We start from the raw sequence: 24,960 nt of genomic DNA, 5'->3' as shown, positions 1-24,960 counted from the left end.
ATGAATCAAAAAATTAAGAAAAATACGGTGGGAAGTGTTACGTGAGACACTTAATCTATGAATTTGGCACTAATAATTAAGAGTTAGCTATTATAGTCTGATTCGTCTATTTTCCCAAAAGTGGATTCACCAAGTATTATTCAGTTAAGTGTGAGGAAGTCTGTGACCATTCAAAGAGGTTCGGCGTCAGAAAACCATTCTAAGCCCCGCCCTAAATCCAGCCGCAGAAAGGTTCATCGTCCAAAATCGGGACGTTGGCTATGGTTTTGGTTGGGCGGCATCGCGATGCTGTCAGCCACCGTTGGAGCATTGCTGGCGAATTCCTTAAGTAGCACACCTCTCATGCAAGCCAATCTGAGTGCGGACGAGGCAGCTGTTTTTGGTGGCGATCGCATTTCTGGAGGTGGGTTACGATTCTCAGAATTAACTCGCCCCGTTAATATCCTAGTTATGGGAATGAGTGTACTACCGCCAGATGTCCAAAATGCGCCAGAAGAAACCAAAAATTTGGGATATCTACCCCAAATTAATTCCTTTGATGGTCTTACTGACGTCATGCTCTTGATGAGGTTTGATCCACAGACAAAAAAATTGGTCATGCTTTCCATCCCCAGAGATACCCGTGTAGAAATTGAAGGGCATGGAATTAAGAAAATTAATTCTGCTAATGTCCAAGGTGGACCTGCTCTCAGTGCGAAAACCGTTAGTAACCTCTTGGATGGAGTAGGAATTGATCGCTACGTTCGTATCAACATCTTAGGAGTTGCCAAGCTGATTGATGCTTTGGGAGGTGTAACTGTTTATGTCCCCAGAGATATGAAGTATCAAGATGATTCACAGCATCTATACATTAATCTAAAGAAAGGAAAGCAGCATCTCAATGGCGATCAAACACTGCAGCTTTTGCGTTTTCGTCATGATGAAAATGGGGATATTGGCAGAATTCAGCGGCAACAAATGGTGATGCGAGCATTGATGGATCAAGCTCTCAACCCCACAACAATGGCACAACTGCCCAATATTCTCAACGTAGTTAAAGAACACATTGATACTAACTTGACTGTTGAAGAATTAGTAGCATTGGTGGGATTTGGAGCAAGAATAAATCGTTCTAATATGTTGCAGTTGATGTTACCCGGTCGGTTTAGTGAAAAAGGAGAGTATAGCGCTAGCTACTGGATACCAGATAGCGATCGCATTGCCACCACAATGGCACAGCATTTTGACTTACAATCATCTGAACAACAACAAGCGGTAGATCCAACATATTTGCGAGTAGCTATTCAAGACAGTACCGGTAGCGATAACACTAACCTCCGACCACTGATCAAAAGCTTGCAAAAAGCTGGTTATCGTAATGTCTACATCGCTAAAAGCTGGGGTGAACCATTAGAAGTCACTCACATTGTTGCTCAACAAGGAGATGGTAACAGTGCCGAATCAATTCGTAACACTCTAGGATTTGGAGAAGTGCGAGTAGAAAGTACTGGTAATCTCTATTCTGATATCAGTATTCAAGTTGGTAAAGATTGGTTAGAACAAAAAGATTTGTTTGAATAGCCAATTCAACCCTGATATCAATTTTGGATTTTGGATTTAAAGTCTCCTGCAAAAGGTTATTCCAGGAATCTCAAATAATACTAACTATCCAAATGTCATACGAGAAGGCTGGAGGAATAGGAAAGAACAAACTTTTATTTAAAAGCTAAACTATCCGATTATCCATTACTTACTTTCCAAGTTCTGAATCCTGAATTCTTGTTCTTTCCCATATCCAGTCCTGTAAAATTGGATTGACCAACTCCGGGGCTTCATCCTGGGGACAATGTCCTACGCCTTCCAGAGGTATAAACTTTTGCACTTGTGGAAAGCTCGCTAACTCTCTGCCTAACTCAATCGGTTCCCAACGGTCAGCTGTTCCCCACAAAATAATTGCTGGACAAGGCAGTTGAGGTAAAAGGTCTTCTGGTAGGGGTCCTTGGGAATAAGAGGTAAAAGCAAGAAACACTGCTGCTGCACCTGGGTCACTCGCAGGAGAGGTAATAATATTTACCAGTTCTTCTGTCACCATTGCAGAATTTGCATAGGCTTGCAGTAGAACTTTACGCACAGTTTTTGGTTTAGCAATTTGATTGAAAAAAAATTCGCCAATTGGTTTAAAAGATAGTAAACGTTGCAGAAGAGGCGCTCCTAAACGGCGATGCCAAGGTAAAGCCCCGCGTTTGCGATCATGCAACAGCCGCAAAGAACAATTTAATAACGCTACTCCCAGAGCAATTTCGGGGTTGCTGACAGCTGTTTGCATCGCTACAATACAACCGATGGAGTTCCCAACCAAAAAAGCAGGCTCTCCCACCACTTCACGGCAAAAATCAGCTACTTGTTGTCCCCAAGTTTCAAAGGTATAAGTAATATTCTCACCAGGTTTAGGTTTAGCTGAAGCACCAAAGCCGATCAGATCAATTGCATAAACACGACAATTTTGTGCCAGTGTCGGCATATTTTTCCGCCAATGCCACCACGAAGCTCCAAAGCCATGTACAAAGATCACGGCTGGACCAGCACTTCCTTGAGATTGATAGCAAATAGAAAAGCCTTGCCAAATCCAGGTTTTTGTTGGAGTCAGTGCGATCGCTGAAATGGAGGAAGCCATGAGTATTTTATGAATATAAGTATGAAAATCAACAAATTAGAAAAAAGCAGATATATTTATTTTTATTTTTACAAAAATTTACGTAATTTTACAACTAAACTTTCCTCCGGTTAATATTGTTAATTTAAGTAAAATCCTAAAAATAATGTAGTTCTGACTACTGTTGTTGCCACTATTCCCTCAAAACTTTAGAACTTTGTACATCTGTCTTGAAGATAAGGAAAGGTGCTTGAAGCCCGATTTTTGTTTTCTATCCTCAAGACATTGTACAAGTTAATGAACTGTAATTTCAGTAGTTTCACAATTAACATCAGCAAAATTGGTTTATAAAATAGTCTAGATACAAAGGATTTCCCTGATACCGTTTCACTATAAGTCTGATACATTTAGTGGTTAAGGAGACAAGGAGGACAAAGAAGATAAGGGAGAGAATTTACAGCAAAAATTTTGTGAAATGGTATGAAAGGTGGTTGAAATTAGAAAAATAAACCTAAATTTGGCTATATTTTATTTTTAAAATCTAGGGTTGCATAACTCAATATCTAGTTGCAAAATTTTAAAATTTATTTTTGGGTGTAGTGCAAAATTTAAGTCTTTGACTAGTAGCAATTGCCACTATTAAAAGATGAAAAAACATAATTTTTCTCCTACACCCTTACATCAGCCAGTTGCTACAAAGGAACGGTTCCTTAACTGGAGGAAACCTTCAATGGCTCACTGGTTACCCTATAACCCTATACAGCCTGTGTTTCTTGAGAGGATATTTATCTCTCTGCCTTCTGACTTCTGCTTCCAGCATAGCTATCCTTGTATTCTTAGTTCCTGTGAGTCAGAAAATATGAATAAAGTAGAAACAATCAATACTCCTGTGGGAAGTTACGCACCAGATTTTGAACTACCAGGAATCGATGAGCAAGTACATCACTTGAGCCGTTATTTAAAGAAATTTCATGCAGTTGGTGTCATTTCGATGTCTAACTATTGTCCCTATGTAAAATTGTATCTAGATAGGCTTAAAAAAATTCAACTAAAGTTTTACACACAAGGTTTTACACTTATTGGTTTGAATGGTAATGATGCCACTCAATTGCCAACAGAAGGTTTTGAAAATATGAAAGCTTTCGCGAAAGTCAATGAGTTGAACTTTCCTTATTTATGGGACTCCACCCAAGATGTAACTCGTAGCTTTGGTATTAATAAAACACCAACGGCTTTCTTAATAGACACCGAAGGTATAGTTCGCTACAAAGGTATGATTGATGATCAACCCTACAACCCATCAGTAGTGAAGGAAAATTATCTAACTCAGGCGATCGCATCACTCATGAAAGGTCAAGAAATTTATCCCATGGAAACGGAACCTACAGGTACTTATTTGCTATGGCGTAAGTGAAGGGGAAAGGATTAATTTTTCTGTTTAACCTTTAGCTGATTAACACACGTTAATTTTAGGATGGTGAAGTAGTAGAGACAGATAATCACACTACTGTTATCTTAAATTGGAGGTAATTAGCATATTTTTTGATAAAGCGTAACTTCATGGGAACAAATTACCGACGGGTTTTACTTAAACTAAGCGGTGAAGCCTTAATGGGCAACATGGGCTATGGAATTGACCCAGAAGTGGTCAAAGAGATAGCTCAAGAGGTAGCAGAGGTAGTAGCCACTGGTGTTCAAATCGCCATTGTCGTTGGCGGGGGTAATATATTTCGTGGTGTCAAAGCGGCATCGGCGGGGATGGACAGGGCAACCGCTGACTACATAGGTATGATTGCCACGGTAATGAATGCCATGACGCTGCAAGACTCGCTGGAACGAATAGGGGTACAGACACGGGTACAAACCGCGATCGCCATGCAGGAACTTGCTGAACCATATATACGTCGTCGGGCCATCCGTCACCTAGAAAAAGGACGGGTGGTCATTTTTGGTGCTGGTTCTGGTAATCCCTTTTTTACAACTGATACCACCGCAGCTTTAAGAGCTGCCGAAATTGAAGCCGAAGTCATCTTTAAAGCCACTAAGGTAGACGGAGTGTACGACGCCGATCCGCATATTTATCCTGATGCCAAACGTTACAAAAGTCTTACATTTGGACACGTTTTGGCAAAAGATTTGCGGGTAATGGACAGTACCGCGATAGCCTTATGTAAAGAAAATAATATCCCAATTCTTGTTTTTGACTTAGGCGTACGGGGTAACATCCACCGCGCAATCATGGGAGAATCTATCGGCACCCTTGTGGGAGGTTCTTGTGAAATTAGCTGAAGCTGAGAGTACGATGCAAAAAACTGTTGAGGCGACTCAACGAGCTTTTAACACAATTCGCACTGGTCGCGCAAATGCCAGTTTGTTAGACAAAGTGACAGTGGAGTATTACGGTACACCTACACCTTTGAAGTCACTTGCTAACATCAGCACACCGGATGCTACGACGATTTTGATTCAGCCTTACGATCGCAGTTCCTTAAATTTGATCGAAAAGGCTATTTCTATGTCAGATGTGGGTTTAACCCCCAGTAACGACGGTTCTGTCATTAGACTGAACATTCCACCACTGACAAGCGAACGCCGTAAAGAATTGGTAAAAATCGCTGCTAAGTACGCCGAAGAAGGGCGTGTTGGCATTCGCAACATCCGCCGCGATGCTCTAGAGACCATTCGCAAAATGGAAAAAAACTCTGAGGTATCCGAAGACGAAGCACGCGATCAGCAAGACAAATTACAAAAACTGACGGATAAATACACTGCCAAAATCAATGAATTATTGGCAGAAAAAGAAAAAGACATCACCACTGTCTAATCAAAGTCCAAGGTAAAAGAGAAAAGGTAGGAATCAGGACAGTAAATTTTTACTTTTTCCTTTTACCTTACTTAGGTAAATATGAGGCAGTAATTGGTAAAAGAAAGGGAAGAAGAGATAATATAGGTCGTTTTTTCAAAAAAACAATAGGAGTCTCATAGTGAATCTTTCGAGCAGATGAGTTAGTTGAAATCTAGATATTAAATAATTTTTATCAAAAAATTCACTAAAACTTTATAATCTATCTTAAATATTTGGCAGAAAATTTGTAATTAGTGAAACTAATGAATTGTAACTTTGTAAAGGAAGCCTGATTTTGAATTGTTTCTCTTGATTAAAAATCAATATTCATGAAGCTAATATTACTAGCTTCAAATGATGTTCAATGCTGATAGATTAGATTTATTAAAAGTGAAATTAGGAGTTACGTATAATTTATCTTTTCCAAATTGATGAGAGCTTTCATCAAGTTTCCACCCCTATATGTCTAAAATATTGTTAATCCCAGAAAACAGTAAAATGTAATCAAAAATAGTCCGATTAAATTGCCATAAAATATCCATATATATGAAAAATAAAAGTAAAATACAGTTTTAAATAATCACTAAACTATTGGATTAAAATTATAAATATTTACCAATGAGTATAGTTAGGAAAAAATAAATATTTGTTCAGAAAAAGCCTAAAGAAGCTATGAAGTTTTGCACATAAATCCAAACTTCGGTTAAATTTTGGTCACACCGTCTTCAACAATCAACTAATTCAAAAGCAAAAATATAGACATTATGTACGACTGCATTATCGTCGGCGCTGGCCCAGCTGGTGGAACAGCTGCATATCACTTAGCTAAACAGGGTCGGTCTGTGTTAATCCTGGAAAAACAATCTCTGCCAAGATATAAACCCTGTGGTGGGGGCGTATCACCTGCGATCGCTGAGTGGTTTGACTTTGATTTTAGTCCAGCAATTTCCATTAAAGCAGATACCATCCGCTGTACTTGGAAAACAGGCGATCCAGTAGAAGCGAAACTAGAAACTCCCGAACCAGTGTGGATGGTACGACGTGATGTTTTCGACCACTTCCTAGTGCAGCAAGCCCAAAAACAGGGGGCGGAACTCAAAGAAAACACAGAAGCTACTGGCATTGAGTTTAAAAGTGACCATTGGCAAGTCAATACAGCCAATGGCCCAGTGATGGGTAGATATTTAATTGCTGCTGACGGTGCAAAGGGACAGATGGCAAAATGGCTAGGTTTTAAAGAACGCAAACGCCGCCTAGCAGCAGCCTTAGAAGCAGAAGCACCAGCCAAAGTAGAAAACGGTAATATCGCCCATTTTGAATTTGGCATGGTGAAAAATGGCTATCTCTGGAATTTCCCCAAAGCAGACGGTTACTCTATTGGGGTTGGTACGTTTATCGGTGGCGAACCGCAGGACTTCAAGAAAATTTTGGATGAGTATGGCAACTCCTTTGGTTTGGATATAAAAACCTGCCAGCAATATGGTCATGCTATTTGCCTATGGAATGGTGAACAAAAACTGCATACTGAAAATGCAGTTTTGGCAGGGGAAGCAGCTTGTGTGGTTGATCCTTTTACCGCCGAAGGTATTCGTCCCTCAATATTCAGTGGTTTAAAAGCATCAGAGGCTATCAACAAGGCCCTCTCTGGTGACATCAATGCCTTGGAACAATACTCCGATATCATTAATGCTGAATGGGGCGGTGATATGGCTTGGGCGCAAAAATTAGCCGGGCTATTTTATCGTTTTCCCGGTGTTGGTTACAGAGTTGGCGTCAAGCGCCCCTCTGCACCTCAAATTATGGGTAAAATCCTCTGCGGAGAACTGCGTTACAGTGATGTGGCAGGTCGGGCAATTAGGCGCTTAACTCCGTTTGGTGGCTAGGGTGATGGGGTGATGGGGTGATGGGGAGTATAAACTACAACAACTAACAACTAACAACTATTCCCATAATCGCCTACCACTTTTCCCTTTTAACCTTTGATGGGTATCTTTCAATAAAGCGGGGATATCTAAATTTTGCGGACACCTGGGCAAGCACTCACCGCATTCTGTACAGCGATTTGCTTTCATTCCAGGAAACCAGTGACCGGCGTTTTCAAACATTCCATAACGATATTGTCCATAATCGGTCATGTCATAGGCTACTGCCAAATTTCTTAGCCGCAGCACTTCTGGAATGTTAATATTTTCTGGGCAGGGTAAGCATTCATAACACTGACTACATTGCTCAGTACCCAAAACCAAATTTTTGTAATTTTCTAAACTTTCAAAAACAGTAATTTCCTCTGAGGTTAATTGTCGATCACAGTCAGCAACCCCAGATATATGAGTTAATTCTTCAGGTTTTGCTGGCCCCACACTCAAGGTAGTAATCCGGGGGTCACTCAGTAGAAATCGATAGTTCAACTCTAAAGGCGAGAAGGGATGACACAAATTAACTAAGGTTGGGGGTGGAGTGTACAAACGTCCACCCTTATCGGCAGGGGAAATAATAAATATGCCCATGTCCTTGGTTGCAGCCAATTCAATAGCTGGGGCATGACGCTGGAAAAAATAGTAGTAGTGAAGATTGACAAATTCAAAAAAATCTGTATTGATTGCTGCCAAAATCACATCTAAGGAACCGTGGGTAGAAAATCCAACGTGTCGCACCCGACCATCGGCAACAGCTTCTTGAACAGCTTGCATACAGCCACCTTTAGCCTTGACCCAATTAAGATGTTCCCAAGTGTTTAAACCGTGAATCCCCAAGCAATCTAGATAGTCTAGATGCAATCTTTCCAGAGATTCATCGATGCACCGACGCATTGTATCTGCATCTACTGTGGGAGGGATTTTTGTTGTAATGTAAAGCTGCGAACGGGGTATCGGCAACCCCAAGGCGATCGCCTGACCAAGATACTCCTCACTTTTGCCGTAACCTCTTGCAGTTTCTATATGATTAATTCCCAGCGCTATAGCTGTTTGAATTGTTTGCCATACATTGTCTGGTGAAGCTAAATAGCGCATTGTTCCCAAAGAAAATACCGAAAGGCGCAGTTCGGTTTTTCCAAAGCGTCGGTATTGCATCTTAGTGTTTGTTGTTTGGTGTTTGATGTTTGTTGTTTGGTGATCCTACCAACGACCAACAAGCAACAATCAACAACCAACTCACTTAATTTCTATGATTCACCATTGCCAAAACGCTTAATTAAATCTTCAGGACGGAGATTGGAGATAAATTCACGGAAGGCTTGCTGTTCAGCTTCATCAGCATCCCGATCTACGGGTATAGATGCATCAGCTATGACTTCTTCCATGACCCAAATAGGCGTATTTGTACGGAGAGCAATGGCGATCGCATCACTAGGACGTGCGTCAATTTCTTTTTTGACTTCGCCTTGTTTAATAATTAAAGCTGCATAAAATGTATCCTTTTGTAAGGAATGAATAATAACGCGCTCTAGAGTCATATTCCACACCTCTAGAATATTTACTATTAGGTCGTGGGTTAAAGGTCTAGGAGGCTTTTGATTCTCTAGTGCGCCCATGATCGCCCTAGCCTGTTCCTGACCGATATAAATAGGTAAAGCACGCCGATCTGAAGCATCTTTTAAAAGTACAATCGGGCTGCGGGTTATGGCATCTAATGCTATGCCAGCGACTTTCATTTCAATCATTGGCTAAGCCTCTACAATCCTTTGAGCGTTAGAGGAATCTGTAACAAATCATACCCTTGATTGGGCAAGGTTGGGACTATCAAAAACATAGGTCTTTATTCTATATAATTGCTTCTATTAAACTCCCAAATGGTTGTGAATACCAGAGTAAGTCGAATTAGTTTTTTCTCGCCATAATGTAATTATCTAAATATGCCTTATCTTTACTGTAAATGTATTGAAATCTTGATACAAACAATGGTTGAAAATTATACTTTGAGGATTGAAATTCTTGTGAGAATTACCAATTACTTTTAGTCAAAATAAAGCGTTAAATTGAGTTGAATTGAGAAAATAGTCGTGTTTACAGGAATAATCCAAGCATTAGGAACCATAAGACCCTTAGAGGGAGATTCTTGGCAAATTAGTTGTGTTAGCCACCCATGTGGAGTCATTATGGGGGACTTAGGTTATGGTGACAGTGTAGCAGTAGATGGCATTTGCCTTACCGTAGAAGAAATTTTAAAAGACGGTTTTATCGCAACAGCATCACCAGAGACTCTGCGCCGCACAACTCTAGGGAAAGAACACACGGAACCAAGATATGTAAATTTAGAAACTTCCTTACGGGTAGGTGGCAAAGTCGGCGGTCATTTTGTGATGGGACACGTAGATGGTATCGGTTGCATGGTTTCGGCACAACAGACAGCAACCGCTTGGGAAATGACTTTTACAGCTCCTGATGCGATCGCGCGTTATATTGTTCCCAAAGGCAGTATAGCTGTGAACGGTATTAGCCTTACAGTAGCTGATTATAATCCAGAAATTTCCCAGTTTACAGTAGCCGTGATTCCCCTCACTTATGCCGAGACTAACCTCCGCTATCTAGTAAATGGCAGTTGGGTTAATCTCGAAGGTGATATTCTCGGAAAATACGTAGAAAAGTTTCTTAAATTTCCCCCAAATGCAAATCGTGAGGAAATAACACCCGCATTCCTTGCTGAACACGGGTATTTGTGATTGGGGATAGGGAGATGAGGAGTATGAGGAGTATGAGGAAGGAGTGTGAGAAGTGGGGATTGGGGAAATATATGGATAAATACCTCCCTGTCCTCCTTGTCCTCCTTGTCCTCCTTGTCCCTACTCCCCGATTACCTGGGCTGTCTGTGTGCTTTGTTGTAATTGACCAAGGGCAGATTGTATTTGTGGGCTTGGATCGACAGCAATCCATCCTTGAGGTGTCAGTTGGCGGACTTCAAAGTGGAGGTGAGGACCTGTAGAGTTACCTGTACTGCCTACTAAACCGATTACAGTTCCCCTTTCTACCCGTTGACCTGGTTGAACAAGGATTTGGGACATGTGACCATATAGGGTTTGTAGGGCGTTGTTGTGGTTGAGGATCACAGCTTGACCATAACCACCAACCCAGTCAGCAACTTCTACTTGACCGGAATATGCTGCTAAAATTGGTGTTCCTGTTGCCGCCCCGATGTCCATACCAGCATGGAAACGGCGATCGCCTGTAATTGGATGAATGCGCCAACCAAACAATGAGGTAATCGGGGAGGGAATCGCCAGGGGGTACATCAACCCTGTGCCAGCAATTGCGACTCTATTACCATAAATGGCTCTGTAGGCGATCTGTGGTAATGTTGTGGCTAGGGGAATGTCGTAAGCTACCACGCTAGGACGGGGCGTGAGATTGTCAGCGGTCATCGGTGCTGTTAAAGTTCCAGCACTGGGTGCGATCGCCACATCACTAACTCTAGTTGTGGGAAAAAAGTTGTCAGGAGTAGGAATGAAGCGGTTGGGGTGATAATTATTCTTGGTAGTACCCAGATTAGCAACTCGGTTAGAACGCAAACCATTACTAGAGATTATCTTTGAAACAATTCCGGGTGGACGCCAACTAGGATTGCTTTCTTTTTTGGTAGCCAGCCGTTTTGTAACTGGAATCGCGGCTATCTGGACATTTTGACTTTTCTTTAGCCAACTAGGTGTTCCAGTATTGGCATTCACCCCAGACTGATTACTACCACAGCTGTTGCTAGCAACTCCTTGCCGCAATACAGCTTGACAACCACTGGAACGCTCTGTAGCTATGACGCTACTAGGAGCTTCATATTTAGCTGTGGGATTATAATCTGTGGGGTCAATATAAGCGTTATTGTAGTCTTTGGGTTTTCCTGGTGTGGTACTAGTAGAATGAGGAGAATTATTAACAGGTTGGGCAACTTCAGGAAGTTTTTGTTGTCCTGGACGAGGTTGAGTCGGGGCGGTAAATTCTACTTGTGGTTTTTCCTCTGTGATGACAACAGGGGCATTATTCGGTTGAGAAATTCTTACTCTCTGTGGCGATTGAGAAGTTGACACCTCTGGTTTGGATTTCCTGACTCTGACTGTTGCTGGGGTTTGGGAAGCCTCCTCCTGTCGCAATCTTTGTCTGAGTCTACTCCGGCGCTGGGAAAATTCTGGTTGGGAGTCAGGTTTTTCTGGAATGACAATTTGACTACGCTCAACAGTATTTTTTTTGACAGTTGGAGAATTTTCAGTTGTGGGAACAATGTTATCTATAGCCGATTCGCTTTGGGCAAGCACCATGCCACTGCTGATCAGGCTGAAGCTACCAAGCAAACAGAGACTCTGTGCTGGCAGCGATCGCCGCCATAAGTAGTGCAAGCGTTTGGGGGCAGAGTTATTGCGCTGCGTCATTTGTTTTGGTATTGGGTGTAAGTACGTAGTTTGCCTAAACAAATTGTTTAACCAGTAATCAGTTTTTAGTTATCAGTTAATCGAAATGAAATTATGGGTTTGCTTATCATTTTTTAACTTGATAACTGTTTACTGTTCACTGACTCGGTGATGTACAATAGCCCAAGCTGATTATACCGGGCTGGAGGTAAATTTCTGGTTTTGTTGCTTGTGAAGATTCGGATGTGTCCATGATTACATGCAGTTCCCCAGTAGGTGTGACACCAACTATAGTGCCTGCAAGGTTATTGACGTAGACGCGATCGCCTACATTTGCAAGCAACTGTTGATAGCGAGTCAATAATATATTTACTCCTTCTTGCAAAAGACTCTGTATACCGGATTCTATTCCTAGTAAGATTTTCGCTGCCAGTACTTCTAAACAGGGAATTAGTTTAGGTTCTTTTGCAGCTTGCCACATTTCCAAATTTATCCCAGTTTCCGGAACTGGGTTCATCCAGTTAATACCAACTCCAATTACTGCTTGGGTAATTCTGCCTTGATGGACTTTTGTTTCAGTCAAAATACCGCCCAATTTACGCCTATTGATCACTAAGTCATTGGGCCACTTGATGCCAACATCAACACCACTTTTTCGCAATTGATTGGCAATTCCCCAAGCGGTTGCCAAAGTTAGCTGGTAGCTGTGACTAGCCGCAATGTTAGGAGTAATTAAAACTGAAAGATATAATCCTCCCATGGGAGAAATCCAATTTCGCCCCCATTGTCCCCGTCCTGCTGTTTGCTGAGTTGCAATTGCTACAGTCCCATCTTTTGCTCCTTGCTCTAGCAGTTCCCATAGGGTCTGATTAGTTGAAGCAACAGATTCAAATATATGCAGGTGAAAAGGTAAATAAATATACTGACGTTCGCTTTTTAAGGCTACTTCCAACCGTTGCTGATCCAATCCCACAAAGTTTCCCCAAATTTGCTTGTTCAAGTTAGCATTAATTGGCTGATTTTTATGTTGTTTTTAGGCTTGGTTGAAGATGCACACTTGGCATTGGCAGACTTGGGAAGAGATGTCTTACCTGACTTGTAGTCTTCTCGAAGCTTGGCCACATGGCTTTTTTACCCAACATTTTTGGCCTCGTTCTCCAGAAGAATTAACGATAGTACTGCATCCAGATGCTTCAGGATATCGGTTAAAACAGGTGCATGGCAACACTGTTCTCACACCCTCAGAAATAACGACTCAGTTACTCTCAACTGACGATGGGGTAGATCAACAAGACAATTGTGTCCTGGCATCAGCAGATGGTTTAGTCAGCGAACAGCCATTACAAGCCCTCTGGGTCGCTTCTGCTGATTGTACACCCGTGCTGATTGCCGATGAAAAGACTAGTCAGGTGGCAGCAGTACACGCCGGATGGCGCGGTACGGCAGCAAAGGTCGTACCGCAAGCGATCGCCCGCCTGCAAGCCCAAGGCAGCAAAATCGAAGATTTGCGGATTGCTATGGGGCCAGCGATCGCTGGGGAAGTATACCAAGTATCCACCCAAGTTGCAGCACAAATTGGAATAACAATTATACCACATGATGACGAGAATGCAATAGTTGAGGCGTTACACAAACTACCCAATTCACCCTTATTTCCAGACCCTAACCCTGGTAAAGTCCGTTTGGATGTAAGACGGATAAACTTTTTACAGATGGAAAAATTAGGCATTAGTCCCGAACAGATTGCGATCGCTCCTTATTGTACCTATCAAAACCCTGAACATTTCTTTTCCTATCGTCGGGAAAAACAGAAGAAGGTTCAGTGGTCGGGGATTGTGAGTAGGTAGGGGATTGGGGATGGGGAGGTGTGGGTAGTGGGCATTGGAAATAACTAACAATTAACCACCACTCTACAACCATCAACCACCAACCACTAACAACTAACAAATGACAATTGACAACCTAAAGCTGTTGATAAGCCTTGGGTGTCACTCCTGTAATTTGGCGAAAATGCCACAGATCCAGCTAAGTCAGCCAATTTAATGTCTTGATTGAGATGGGTATGAATGTACTCTAGGGTCTTTCGCAGCTTGTGTTTAGGTAAACCATCACTATTAGTTGCAATTACAGGTTGCTTAACACAATATTTCTTTAACAAATGAATAACTAATGTTGTTGTTAACTGCTCTACATACAAATTATTTGCCTGAATATTCGAGTTTAGTTCTTCTTGAAGAGATAACAAAATACCTTGCATTTGTGTAAAATTATAGCGACTTTAAACGCAAAGGGACGCAGAGTAAGCGCAAAGGAACGCAGAGTCTTTTTTTAAAGAGAATCAGTGTTTTTTCTTTGATTTGGCGATCGCAACTGGACATTAAAGGTATTTCCTTAAATTAATCTATGATTTTTCATACTCATAATGAGTACATATTCTATAATAGTCATACTCATTACGAGTACGCTTAAAAATGAGAACTCGGAATTATTACCTCACAATAGTTATTCCGAAAAATTGTCTTGTTCAGTGGATTCACAAGAGGGAACACAATGGATTTATCGAACTCCAACACTGCTAACAACCTGAGTGAAGCGTTTGCAGGGGAATCTATGGCGAATCGCAAGTATCTTTTCTTTGCAGAAGTGACTCGCCAATTAGGAATGAGTGAACTGTCAAAGCTGTTTAGGGAAACGGCAAATCAAGAGACTGAACACGCATTTGCTCACTTTCGGTTAATGCATCCAGAGTTGGTAGTGGGTGATGTGGCATCCTTAACAGAGGAGCAAAAAAAAGCGATCGCATCTCGCTGTTTAGAATTAGCCATAGAAGGAGAAACTTACGAGTACACAATTATGTACCCAGGCTTTGCTGAACAAGCACGTGCAGATCGAGATGGGAAAGCCGTCGTCGAGTTTGAAGCACAACAAGCCGAGTCTCGCGAACACGCTGGCATATTCCGCAAAGCCGCTCATAATTTTGGCTTACTAACACATATTGAAAACCATCACGCTCAGCAATATACAGAAGCACTACAAGCCTTAGAAGGAGTCAAAGCCTCTCCCAAAGCAGCAAGTAGTGATCCTGCTACCCAAAAATGGATTTGCCGCCAATGTTCAATGATCTACGATCCAACAGAAGGTGATCCTGATTCTGGTATTGCACCAGGTACGCCCTTTGCAGCCATCCCAGAAGATTGGCATTGTCCAATTTGTGGCGCTAGCAAGAAAACGTTTGTTCTCTATGAGGAAGCCGTTGCGGCTTAAGTAATTTCGGCAGGTTATTAACCACAAAGACACTAAGACACAAAGAAAAGATCACTTTGTGTCTCTGTGTCTTGGTGGTTTAATCATGATTTTTATTTTTCCAGAGTTATAGGTAAAGTGACAGTGACATTAGTACCTTTACCAAGGGTACTTTCAAGTTGAATTTGACCTTGATGATTTTCTACAATCGCTAAAGCGATCGCTAAACCTAAGCCTGAGCCAGTGGTATTTTCTGTCTTGATACTACCATTGGGATGGGTACGCGCTGGATCTACTCGGTAAAAGCGATCAAATAACCGGGGTAATGCTTCTGTAGGAATGCCTATACCAGTATCACTGACTTTAATTTGTAATTGGGGATGACTAGAACGTAGTCCTGAAGTACGGTTTGTTGCTTCGACTCGTGCTAATTCTACGTTTACCTGTCCAGAAGGTGGAGTGTAGCGCAAGGCGTTACTAATTAAGTTTGTGAACAATCGTACTAATTGATTCCAGTTACCTGAGAGTGTGAACCAATTTTCTAGTATTTCGGGGTTAGTTTCTGTGGTTGGAGGGTCAATTAAGTTGAAGGTGAGGGTAATATTTTTTTCAGCTGCTAACAGTTGTTGTTCTTCTACTACTTCCATGAGTAAAGCATCGACAGGACAAGCAGAAAAGTTTTCTTGGCTAATACCACTATCTTGGCGCGCTAGGAAAAGTAAATCATTAACTAATTTACCTAAGCGTTGGGTGAGTCGTTCTACCACTTGTAACTGTTGGCGATAGTGGGAAAGAGTAGCATCTTTTACCTCAGCAGTTTCTAAATCTGCAAGAGCAACTTGGACATTGGTTTGAATCAAAGCGATCGGACTTCTTAGTTCATGAGAAGCGTCAGCAGTAAACTGTTTCAGGCGTTGATATGACTCGTATACTGGCTCCATAGCTTTACCAGACAGAAACCAGCCGCTTGCAGCCACAGAAAGTACCATCATCCAGATGCCTATTGCCAAATCAAGTATTAACTGTCGGCTGGGTTTTGTGACTTCAAACCAAGGATGACTTACACGCAGATATCCCAGTACTTGTTTGCCTACTTCTACTCGTTGAGTTACCTGGCGTAGAAGCAGTGAAGAATTCTCTCTATCCCCCCATCCCCCCATTCCCCCATCTCTCTGTCTCGTCACATGCACCGTCTCACCTGTGCGGTTGACATGAATGGGAATATCTAGAGGTTCTGAAAGAGTAGACCAGAGTAGTTGTCCAGTGGGACTAAACCATTCTAAGTCTATGTGGTCATCTTCGACAGTTTCTACTGTATCGGTGTTATCGCGAAAACTAGCTTCTACATTAATACGGTATTGACTGGTGTTAGAGTTAATTGGTTCAATGACAAGAGAGCGCTCCACTACTTCCACCACATGATTTAAAGTATCGTCAATCCGCTCCACCAAAGTATTACGAACATACAGATACACACCAGTAGCAAATAACAGCAGCAGTAAAGCAGTTACAGCTGTGTACCACAAGGCTAGGCGACGACGAGTTGTTTGAAACATAGATGTAGCAAGTCATAGCAAATCTATCTGATATTCATATCTTGTCCATATTTTGTACTAAGTTTTAGTATGCCTTACTCTCTCAAAACTCTTGTAAATGACATAATTTTTGTGCAGATTCACAAAATCTATGTCATTAAAACCGTATTTACACTTAATTTTTATAATTTTTATATTTGTAAATTACACAATATTACGGAAGTAATGATTAAGACATAAGAGCTATATTCTGGTTGTTGTAATTTGGAATTAAATTCCTAAATAATCAAGACAAACAATAGATATTTTCTTGTTCCCAGAAAGTAACTTTACTTATTTACTAGTAAGTTATACACACATATCAGCTTGCTAAGTAGGTTGAAAAATCAAGATATTTAGTAAATTAAGCTACAAATTTTTGTAAACAATCAATCTTGGCATCTACATACTTAATGGGAGCTAAGACATTTATTGACTGAATAATTCAAACCCATAAAAAGTTTGACTTAGTTTTGATCACCTCATCAGGGACTGCTGCCATCAAAACTAAAGATAAAAATAATTTTTGCAAGGAGTCGATAGACTTTCATGGCAACATTTTCAGGATTTCCAGACCCAGGGAGTACTAGAAGTACTGCTTTAGACACAACATCAGCATCCTACATTGGTGGTTCCCTTAGTAGTACTCCTAATATCTTTCAAGACTCGGTTAGTAGTTCTGACATTAGTGATTATTACAAAATCAGCATTGGTGGCAGCAGTGCCAGTCTCTTAAGCATGACTTTGGATGGTTTAAGTGACAATGCCAGTTTGAATCTGTATACTCAAACCGGTACACTTCTACAGACAGCTAACTCCACTGGTACAGCGTCGGAGTTACTCGCTCGTACCTTAAATCCTGGTATTTACTACGTCCGTGTCGGTTTAGTTAATGGTGCTGTAGGCACTAATTACAACCTCAGCTTTGCTGCTTATTCAATTCAAGAAAGTGGTATTTCTGATAATACACGAGCTACAGCCCAAAACATTGGCACGCTTAGTAGTAGCTCCCCTACCACTTACATTGATTTTGTAGGTAGTAAAGGTGTCCTTACCGACAGTAATGATTACTACAAATTTAACATTGCTACTGACGGTAAACTCAACTTGAGCTTACAAGATTTAGTGGGCAATGCGAATGTTGAACTGTACAACAATTCTGGCACTAGAATAGCATTTTCTAACAACCCATACACCACTTCAGAGTCAATTATTAAAGACTTAACTAGTGGTACATACTACATTCGGGTTTATGATAATACAGGTGCAACTAACTACACCTTAAATCTTTCCTTTGAAAGTAAAAAAGGTAAACGGCTGGATATCTGGTCTGGTGCCAACAGTTCTAACCCAGATTCTCTGACAGCATTAGGAAGCACGCTCTACTTTACGGCCAATGATGGCAGCAGTGGTGTACAACTGTGGAAGAGTGACGGTTCTGTTGCTGGTACAAGCCGCATCACCAATCTTAATCCCAGTGGTTTCAATCCAGCGAATCTGACAGCTTTTGGTACTACGAAGCTTTTCTTCACTGCTGATGATGGTAGCACTGGTAGGGAACTGTGGGTTTACGATAGCTCCACAAACACAACTACAAGGCTGAGTGACATCAATCCCTCGGCTGGCAACGCTAATCCGCAAAATCTCACAGTTGTGGGTAACAAGCTGTTTTTCACTGCTGATAATGGCAGCAATGGTAGAGAACTTTGGGTGTCCGATGGCAATACAGTTAGTCTAGTTAAAGATATCTACACTGGTGCTACTAGTTCTAATCCATCAAGCCTGCTTGCTTTTGGTGGCAAGCTTTTTTTTGCTGCGAATGATGGGGTCAATGGTACCGAACTATGGTCAAGTGATGGCACGGCAGTAGGTACAACTCTCGTTAAAGACATTGCTATAGGTGGAGCAAGTTCTGTCCCTGCAAATCTTACGGTTGTTGATAGTACTCTCTACTTTACTGCTAACGATGGCAGCACAGGTATAGAGTTATGGAAGAGTGATGGTACAGCAGTAGGAACTTCTGTTATAGACCTTACTCCAGGGACAGGTGGATTTGGACCAACTCTACTTACAGCTGTAGGCAGCACCTTATATTTTGTACTCGATAGCAACAACGACTTTAAACAAGAACTGTGGAAGAGTGATGGTACAAACACAGCGCGTGTCAAGAGTGATTTGAATGCAGCGCCGAATCTCAGTTTTGGCCCCATCAATTTAACTGCTGTTGGTAACACGCTTTACTTCACTACCTACGACCCCAACAATGGATTTGAGTTGTGGAGGAGTGATGGCAGTGATGCAGGAACATATTTAGTTAAAGATATTTGGTCTGGTTCTGATAGCAGTCTCCCTGGAAGCCTCGTGAATTTTGGTGGCACTCTCTACTTTGCCGCCTCCACTTTCAATGCTTCTGAGGAACAGACTAGTCGCGAAGTATGGAGCAGTGACGGCACGGAAGCGGGGACGCAACAGGTTACATACATAAACTCTGTAGATTATGCCAACCCTGACAAGCTGACTGTCGTTGGTGACAAGCTGTTCTTTATTGCTGACGACGGAATCAACGGAACAGAGTTGTGGGTGCTTTAGTAAAGGAGGTGGTGTGGAGAGACAAAATTAAGCAAGTTATTGAACAAGAAAAAATTGATTGCAGATTTGCTAACAGCTAGTAAATTACTACGAAATAGTAAAGTCAAAATTACCTTTGTCTGCCCAAGAGGGCAATCAGAGAGATTTGCAAGTTACGTATTTAACACAAACATGAGGAGCAATTTTTAATCATGAAGAACAAAATTCTCACTATTGCTGCTGCTGGTACAGCCATTTTGGGCAGTTCTCTGTTTTCTACACCCGCTCAAGCTTTAACTCAAACCCAAGATGTAACTATTAACTATACAGTACCAGAAATTTTGTACCTGCGGACTTTCCAAACAGTTAACATGACTCTCGACACGACCTTATTGGGTGTAACATCATTAACAGCACAAGGCACTGGCTTTGTTGGCAAAGACTACGACCCTACTAGTCCCACAGTCACTATAGATATCGCAGGTAATGCTGATGTCACTCTTGATCCAACCAGTCCTTTTGGAAATTTGGCAGCCATACAACAAAATATTCCAGAGTTATACGCAGTTTGGTCTAATTCTACTGGTAATGTGGATGTCAACCTTTCAAGCACAATTTTAACTGAAATGGGTGGTCAAACTATAGGAGTGAATAGTATTACTCCAACTGTTGATAACTTTACTGCACCTGGTCTAGATACACCTCAGATAGGGGGTGCAGACTTGGATTTAGACTTAACCAATGCCACAGTAATGGGAACCTACACAGGCACAATTACCGTAGATGTGTCAACTCCATAACTATTAATGTATAGTGCGGGCATCTTGCCTGCTCTTTTCATCAGGTGGGCAAGATAACCACCACAAAAAGCTATAGATGGGGCATCTACTCATCATTTATTTCTTGATTTGTTTCAAAAACATAGCCACATGGTCAGTGATCGGCAAGTAAACTACAAATTCTATATTCAACGCTGTCTTGGTGTCGTAGCAGCTTTCTTAACTTTGCCGCATTTCCAGTCCATAGCACAATCTCTAGATGTGTCGGAGCCAACGCAAATATATCAGTTAGCGACTCCCCAAAAACTGACCATTCCTCCTCAAGAATTAGGAGGGATTTTACCTAATTCCTTTGGTGAGAAGGTAAAAGATGAACAAGACTTGCTGGCTCCACCTCTATTTAATCCGGTAGTGATTCGTGAGTTACCAGGTCTATGGCAGATGCGGGTTCCCATCGATCAGGTCGGTTCTCTCTATGCCACCTACGATCTCAAGGGAGTGAACGGTCAGGTGGACGGGTTTAGTAACAATCAACGTGGTGATCAGGCAATGCAAGTTTCTGTGGAACCATTGCCAATTATTGAAATATCGCGCGATGAAGCTACTAATACAGCTTTGGTGCAGGGAGGTGTGCGCTTGCGATTCGACCTTTCAACTGCCCGTACAGCAGGGAGCTATGGGGGTGTGCTGTCGGTAACGGTGAATCGGCGTGAGTAGGGGATAGCGCTTTACCTAAAACAGGTGTGTGAAGGAGTGAAAATTTCATAGAAATGTTCGCAAAAGCAACAAAAATAGCCTTAACTTTAATTGGAACATTTGCCTTGGGGATACCAAGTGCGATCGCAGCAATTAATATTGGTGTCAATCCGCCTCGAATGGAACTGGAAATTGGCGGCAAAACACGCACACAAACGATTCGTGTCATCAACGTTTCCTCTCAGCCTGTGGAACTCAAGGCTTATGTTCGCTCATGGCGGATGAGTGAAAATAATAGACTCGAAGAAATTCCATCTGGCGAAGAATCATTGGCACGATGGATTGTTTTTACGCCCTCGCAATTTACTATCCCACCTCGTAGTTCTCAAACCATACGCTTCAATGTCCGTCCCAGAACCAAACCAAAATCAGGGGAACATCGGGCGATTATGTACTTAGAAGAACTTCCCTCAGCAGCTGAGAAAGCGAGTGGTATTAAAACTGTTGCCCGGTTAGGCGTGGTAATTTATGGTTACGTAGGAGACATTAAAAGGGTTGGCGTCCTCAACTCCATTACTGTAGATACGAAGACACAGACTCAGCCAACAGCAGTATTTGATGTTTCTAGCCAAGGTAATGGTTACGTACGCCTTACAGGGCAATATTCAATCTGGCCTGCGGCAAAATATCCAGGCCCTAAGACAACAAAACCCATAGATGGTTTGGGAAGACCAGGAAAAAAAATCCCAGAAAATATTCTTGATGCGGGAATGTTACCAAACTCCCCCGTTTTACCTGCGGAACGTCGGCGCTTATTGCTACCTATCACCAAAAAATTACCTCCTGGTAACTACATCTTAGACCTCAACGGTGAGTTGAATGGCATAAAAATTGACCAAGGTATACCCTTTACTGTTTCAGCACCTACTACCCAAAAGTCTCAAACTCAGCCTAATACTTCTCGTGATTTAAAAAATCCTCTTGGCAGCAGATAGTGATTGTTGTTTTCAAGCAAAAATTATCTGGATAAATCCGCATCTATAAATTCTTCATTACTCTTGCTTATTTTCCTAGCAAATAAAGTTCCTAGCTACACAAACAAAGTCCATCCAGATGGACTTTAGAAAAGTCTAAATTCATTTACTGCCTAGAAATCCTCTAGGCGGTGATTCTTTGCTTGCTTAAACTTTCTAATCTAATACAAATTTTGTGCTTGAGTATGCTCTATCCAGCTTTACCACCTGCACCACCAGTCATTTCAATTACATTACAGCCAGAGCAGGTCATTGAACGAAAAATTACAGAAAACCAGCTTTTTTCTGAGCAACTAAAAATTATTGCAGAAGCCGCTTTGGAGAATAGCACTAATGATATTACTTCCAAAGCACAAAAATCAGAATTATCATTAGAGCAGGAAGAAATTGATTTTCTTGATGGTCAGATTGATTTAGTAGAGAAACACTATAAATTGTTAGCAGCTATATTTAAAGCCCAAAGTGTTCCACCGGAATTTTCTAATAGCCAAGCTAATTCAACAACAGTTTTATCAACTCCAACAGCGTCTATGAATACGCCTGTTTTGGTAAATCAATCTCCCAAAGTTCAGGTAATTGCCGATCTGCCACCAGATTTAAATAATAATCAACAATCTTCTAATAATTCTGCTACTACAGAAACTCCAGGCAATACAGAAGTAACTACAAATAATATCAAATCTGTGGAAGATGCTAAGAATGATTATGCATCTGTGAATAGAGATTCTAGCAATATTGCTCAAAATATCAAATCTGTAGGAGGTACTTTTTTAGTCGGAGTAATTATTAATCGGCGAGAGGTTGGTGGTCTCGAAATTCGTCTTGATGGAAATACTATCTTAGTACCTTTAGAATCATTTGCTGAAATTGCTAATTTTACGGTTACTAATGTTAATGGTAAAATCCAATTAAAAACTCCTTTAGGAGTAGTTGATATAGCTGAAAATAGTCTGAAAAAAATTGATGGAATTACATATATTAGCGATGTTTTACTAAAAGAAAAATTAGCTACACCAATTGAATTTAAAACTTCAGATCTAGCTTTAATTGTTAACTTACCTTGGCAACAAGATAATAGAGAGTCTGGGCAACCCACTCCTGAATTAGAACCAGATGTCAAACCTCCTAGCAGCGCCCTATCAAGTCTAAGGCAAGAATTATATCTTTATAGGAATTCTGAAGATACAAATCTACGCAGTTCTACTCTTTTGGGAGGAAGGCTGGCAGGAGGAACATGGCGTGTTCGTCTAAATAATAACTTTGAGAATGTACCAGATGTTTCTGAGTACTTTTTCTATAAACGTGAAAATCGGTTTCGCTATCAAATTGGTCGGCAACAAATAGGTTTACATCCTCTACTCAATAGTATGGATTTGACAGGAGCGCAAATTGGTTTGACTAATTTGCCTGCTGATAGCTTGTATCAAAGTTACAGTGCTTCCGAACTTTTACCCAGACGTTCTCGACCTTTACAAACATTTCGGGGAGAAGCACCACCCGCAAGTTTTGTGCAGTTAAGAGTAAGTGGAATTGTAGTTGCCCAGCAACAGGTCGGATTGAATGGAGTATATGAATTTGTTGATGTCAGATTGCCTGTTAGCAATAGCAATGAAATAGAACTATTAATCTACGATCGCAACAATATTAGCGTACCAACAGAAATTCGCTCTTTAAGACTTAATACTTCTGACTTATTACTGCCAGCTGGTGGCAATGTGCAATTAGCTGGATTGGGATTAAGTGGTAATTTAGCCCAAAATGCTTTGTTTTACGGTTTCGATGGTGATGCTGGAGAGCCAGTCGGATTTTACCAGTTTCGTCAAGGACTTTCTAATAACTTAACTTTTGAAGGAGCAATTCAGGCTATCCCTGATACCTTGCAAGCACAAGCAGGCTTTGTTTGGCGACCAGCAAGTCCTGTAATTCTTGCTACAAGTCTTGGTACATCACGTGGTGAATTAGGTTACACGGCAGATTTAGATGCAGATTTTGGCAAGTTAGAAATCCTGGGTAATTCTCAGTTATTTCCATCAGGATATTACTCTAACAACGGATCAGGCGATCGCTACAATCATAGCCTAGAAGTTAATTACCGTTTTAGCAATACTTTTAATTTAGGATTTCTTGCTCGTAGCCGTCAAACTGATGGTGATGATGCAACTAATTATATTTTGCCTACGTTTGCAGTAAATCCTTTTTCGGGCGTATCTTTAAGGGGCAGACCAGACACTGAAGGACAATATATATTCAACGCTTTTTATCAGATATCTCCAGTAAGCAGACTATCTTTTAATACTTTTGGTGATATTTATACTTCTGATTTTAGCTACAATCTGAACAGAGCATATCAATTGTCTCTAGGTGGTGAATTTGGTGGCGATTTGTCTCCTCGTTATACTGTTGCCGTCAATCGTAGTTCTCTGAGTTTGGGTGGTTTGAATTGGAGATTAGGACTTGCGTACAGTGATGGAGATGTAGGGCCAGTTGTTGGGGCAAGTATGCAAGTACTTCCAGGCTTACTCGCTAGAGTTGATTACCAAGGCATTCCTTCCAGAAGTAAAAACATAATTGGAGGATTTGGAGATGATCGTCTGACAATTTCTTTGGTATCAGATTTGTCTTTTGCTGGTGGTAAACTTACTCCTGCTAAATCTTATGGTTTGGGACGTGAAAGAGGTGGAATTGCCGGACGAATTGTTGTCGAAGGAGAAAATAAAGATTTTAATTTAGCAGGAGCTGCTATTCGTGTAGTTGATAGTCGTAATAAAATAGTTGGTGGATCTCAAACCGATTCTTTTGGTAACTTCTTTGTTAGTAACTTACCAGAAGGCGTGTATGTGGTTGAACTTGATCCAAACAAATTACCAGTAGAACTTTCTACGGTCAAAACTAGCATAGTAGCGGAAGTTGCCTCATCTGCTGTAACTCGTCTAAATTTCCCTGTGCGAGAAGAATATGGTATGGCTGGAAAGATCACTGATACTGCTGGTCAAGCTGTGGCAAAAGTTAAGGTGGAATTAATTGGTGCTGACGGTAAACCTGTGACATCTGGTATGACAGACGAGTTTGGTTTTTACCGCTTTGATAATGTTCCTGTTGGTAAGTACACGATCCAGGTTCCTTCCCAGGATGCTACTGCACCAAGCGATAATCTTGCCAAGCGAGTAGTGCAAATTAAAAATGAGTTTGTTTTTGATCAAAATCTGCAATTGCCAATCTCGGCGGCGGCTAAGAAAAAATAAGTTAGAAGTTTAAGGT

At 41.3% G+C, this 24,960-nt stretch carries 20 protein-coding genes; 13 read left to right on the top strand and 7 right to left on the bottom strand.

What is annotated here, in order from left to right:
• Positions 1-162 precede the first annotated feature (162 nt).
• Positions 163-1,560 carry an LCP family protein gene (locus NIES592_RS02400; protein WP_071846765.1) on the top strand — a complete coding sequence of 466 codons (1,398 nt, stop codon included), beginning with the start codon at positions 163-165 and terminating at the stop codon, positions 1,558-1,560.
• A 169-nt stretch (positions 1,561-1,729) separates the two neighbouring features.
• Here the strand turns inward: NIES592_RS02400 and NIES592_RS02395 are convergent, their stop codons facing one another.
• On the bottom strand, positions 1,730-2,653 hold the full coding sequence (locus NIES592_RS02395) for an alpha/beta fold hydrolase (protein WP_016871195.1): 924 nt from the start codon (positions 2,651-2,653) through the stop codon (positions 1,730-1,732).
• An 838-nt stretch (positions 2,654-3,491) separates the two neighbouring features.
• Here NIES592_RS02395 and NIES592_RS02390 point away from each other — a divergent pair.
• The 4 genes from NIES592_RS02390 to NIES592_RS02375 all read left to right on the top strand — a co-directional run bounded on the left by NIES592_RS02390 (position 3,492) and on the right by NIES592_RS02375 (position 7,360).
• The gene (locus tag NIES592_RS02390) at positions 3,492-4,046 is read left to right on the top strand and encodes a thioredoxin family protein (RefSeq protein ID WP_073554806.1); all 555 of its coding nucleotides are present in this window, start codon (positions 3,492-3,494) and stop codon (positions 4,044-4,046) included.
• A 146-nt stretch (positions 4,047-4,192) separates the two neighbouring features.
• Positions 4,193-4,921 carry a UMP kinase gene (pyrH, locus tag NIES592_RS02385; RefSeq protein WP_009458387.1) on the top strand — a complete coding sequence of 243 codons (729 nt, stop codon included), beginning with the start codon at positions 4,193-4,195 and terminating at the stop codon, positions 4,919-4,921.
• Positions 4,908-5,456, top strand: a complete 549-nt coding sequence (gene frr, locus NIES592_RS02380; RefSeq protein ID WP_009458386.1) for a ribosome recycling factor — start codon at positions 4,908-4,910, stop codon at positions 5,454-5,456. The genes pyrH and frr overlap by 14 nt, the downstream gene beginning before the upstream one ends.
• Before the next feature lie 785 nt (positions 5,457-6,241).
• Complete coding sequence (locus tag NIES592_RS02375) at positions 6,242-7,360, top strand: geranylgeranyl reductase family protein (protein WP_073554805.1); 1,119 nt, start codon at positions 6,242-6,244, stop codon at positions 7,358-7,360.
• A 57-nt stretch (positions 7,361-7,417) separates the two neighbouring features.
• Here the strand turns inward: NIES592_RS02375 and NIES592_RS02370 are convergent, their stop codons facing one another.
• Both NIES592_RS02370 and NIES592_RS02365 read right to left on the bottom strand, forming a co-directional pair.
• Positions 7,418-8,548: an aldo/keto reductase gene (locus NIES592_RS02370; RefSeq protein WP_062248998.1), complete on the bottom strand. Its 1,131-nt coding sequence runs from the start codon at positions 8,546-8,548 to the stop codon at positions 7,418-7,420.
• A gap of 92 nt (positions 8,549-8,640) precedes the next feature.
• A complete protein-coding gene (locus NIES592_RS02365) occupies positions 8,641-9,138 on the bottom strand; it encodes a bifunctional nuclease family protein (protein WP_009458383.1) in 498 nt (165 codons plus the stop codon).
• A 339-nt stretch (positions 9,139-9,477) separates the two neighbouring features.
• On the opposite strand from NIES592_RS02365, the gene NIES592_RS02360 reads away from it, so the two are divergent.
• Entirely contained in the window at positions 9,478-10,137 is a 660-nt protein-coding gene (locus NIES592_RS02360; protein ID WP_026086394.1) for a riboflavin synthase, read from the top strand.
• Positions 10,138-10,257: 120 nt separating this feature from the next.
• On the opposite strand, the gene NIES592_RS02355 is transcribed toward NIES592_RS02360, so the two are convergent.
• The gene (locus tag NIES592_RS02355; protein WP_073554804.1) at positions 10,258-11,829 is read right to left on the bottom strand and encodes a peptidoglycan DD-metalloendopeptidase family protein; all 1,572 of its coding nucleotides are present in this window, start codon (positions 11,827-11,829) and stop codon (positions 10,258-10,260) included.
• A gap of 136 nt (positions 11,830-11,965) precedes the next feature.
• A complete protein-coding gene (locus tag NIES592_RS02350; protein WP_073554965.1) occupies positions 11,966-12,781 on the bottom strand; it encodes a biotin--[acetyl-CoA-carboxylase] ligase in 816 nt (271 codons plus the stop codon).
• Between the two features lie 76 nt (positions 12,782-12,857).
• On the opposite strand from NIES592_RS02350, the gene pgeF reads away from it, so the two are divergent.
• Entirely contained in the window at positions 12,858-13,655 is a 798-nt protein-coding gene (pgeF, locus tag NIES592_RS02345) for a peptidoglycan editing factor PgeF (protein WP_073554803.1), read from the top strand.
• An 86-nt stretch (positions 13,656-13,741) separates the two neighbouring features.
• Here the strand turns inward: pgeF and NIES592_RS02340 are convergent, their stop codons facing one another.
• Positions 13,742-14,065, bottom strand: a complete 324-nt coding sequence (locus NIES592_RS02340) for a hypothetical protein (RefSeq protein ID WP_256678050.1) — start codon at positions 14,063-14,065, stop codon at positions 13,742-13,744.
• A gap of 293 nt (positions 14,066-14,358) precedes the next feature.
• Here NIES592_RS02340 and NIES592_RS02335 point away from each other — a divergent pair, with 293 nt between their 5' ends.
• On the top strand, positions 14,359-15,072 hold the full coding sequence (locus NIES592_RS02335; protein WP_062249008.1) for a rubrerythrin family protein: 714 nt from the start codon (positions 14,359-14,361) through the stop codon (positions 15,070-15,072).
• A gap of 92 nt (positions 15,073-15,164) precedes the next feature.
• On the opposite strand, the gene NIES592_RS02330 is transcribed toward NIES592_RS02335, so the two are convergent.
• On the bottom strand, positions 15,165-16,607 hold the full coding sequence (locus NIES592_RS02330; RefSeq protein WP_073554802.1) for a sensor histidine kinase: 1,443 nt from the start codon (positions 16,605-16,607) through the stop codon (positions 15,165-15,167).
• A gap of 567 nt (positions 16,608-17,174) precedes the next feature.
• Here NIES592_RS02330 and NIES592_RS02325 point away from each other — a divergent pair.
• The 5 genes from NIES592_RS02325 to NIES592_RS02305 all read left to right on the top strand — a co-directional run bounded on the left by NIES592_RS02325 (position 17,175) and on the right by NIES592_RS02305 (position 24,944).
• Positions 17,175-19,214, top strand: a complete 2,040-nt coding sequence (locus tag NIES592_RS02325; RefSeq protein ID WP_073554801.1) for an ELWxxDGT repeat protein — start codon at positions 17,175-17,177, stop codon at positions 19,212-19,214.
• A gap of 191 nt (positions 19,215-19,405) precedes the next feature.
• Positions 19,406-19,993, top strand: coding sequence for a hypothetical protein (locus NIES592_RS02320; protein WP_073554800.1), 588 nt, complete (start codon positions 19,406-19,408; stop codon positions 19,991-19,993).
• Positions 19,994-20,122: 129 nt separating this feature from the next.
• On the top strand, positions 20,123-20,689 hold the full coding sequence (locus NIES592_RS02315) for a hypothetical protein (protein ID WP_073554799.1): 567 nt from the start codon (positions 20,123-20,125) through the stop codon (positions 20,687-20,689).
• Positions 20,690-20,742: 53 nt separating this feature from the next.
• Positions 20,743-21,663 (top strand): fimbrial biogenesis chaperone, encoded by a 921-nt coding sequence (locus NIES592_RS02310; protein ID WP_073554798.1) that lies wholly within the window; start codon positions 20,743-20,745, stop codon positions 21,661-21,663.
• A gap of 224 nt (positions 21,664-21,887) precedes the next feature.
• Complete coding sequence (locus NIES592_RS02305; protein WP_073554797.1) at positions 21,888-24,944, top strand: carboxypeptidase regulatory-like domain-containing protein; 3,057 nt, start codon at positions 21,888-21,890, stop codon at positions 24,942-24,944.
• Positions 24,945-24,960: the final 16 nt, after the last annotated feature.

Origin of the sequence: Fischerella major NIES-592 (assembly GCF_001904645.1) — a bacterium.
Classification (GTDB): Bacteria; Cyanobacteriota; Cyanobacteriia; order Cyanobacteriales; family Nostocaceae; genus Fischerella; species Fischerella thermalis.
Note: the sequence above shows the minus strand (reverse complement) of the source record. Positions and strands in the feature narration are given on the sequence as shown.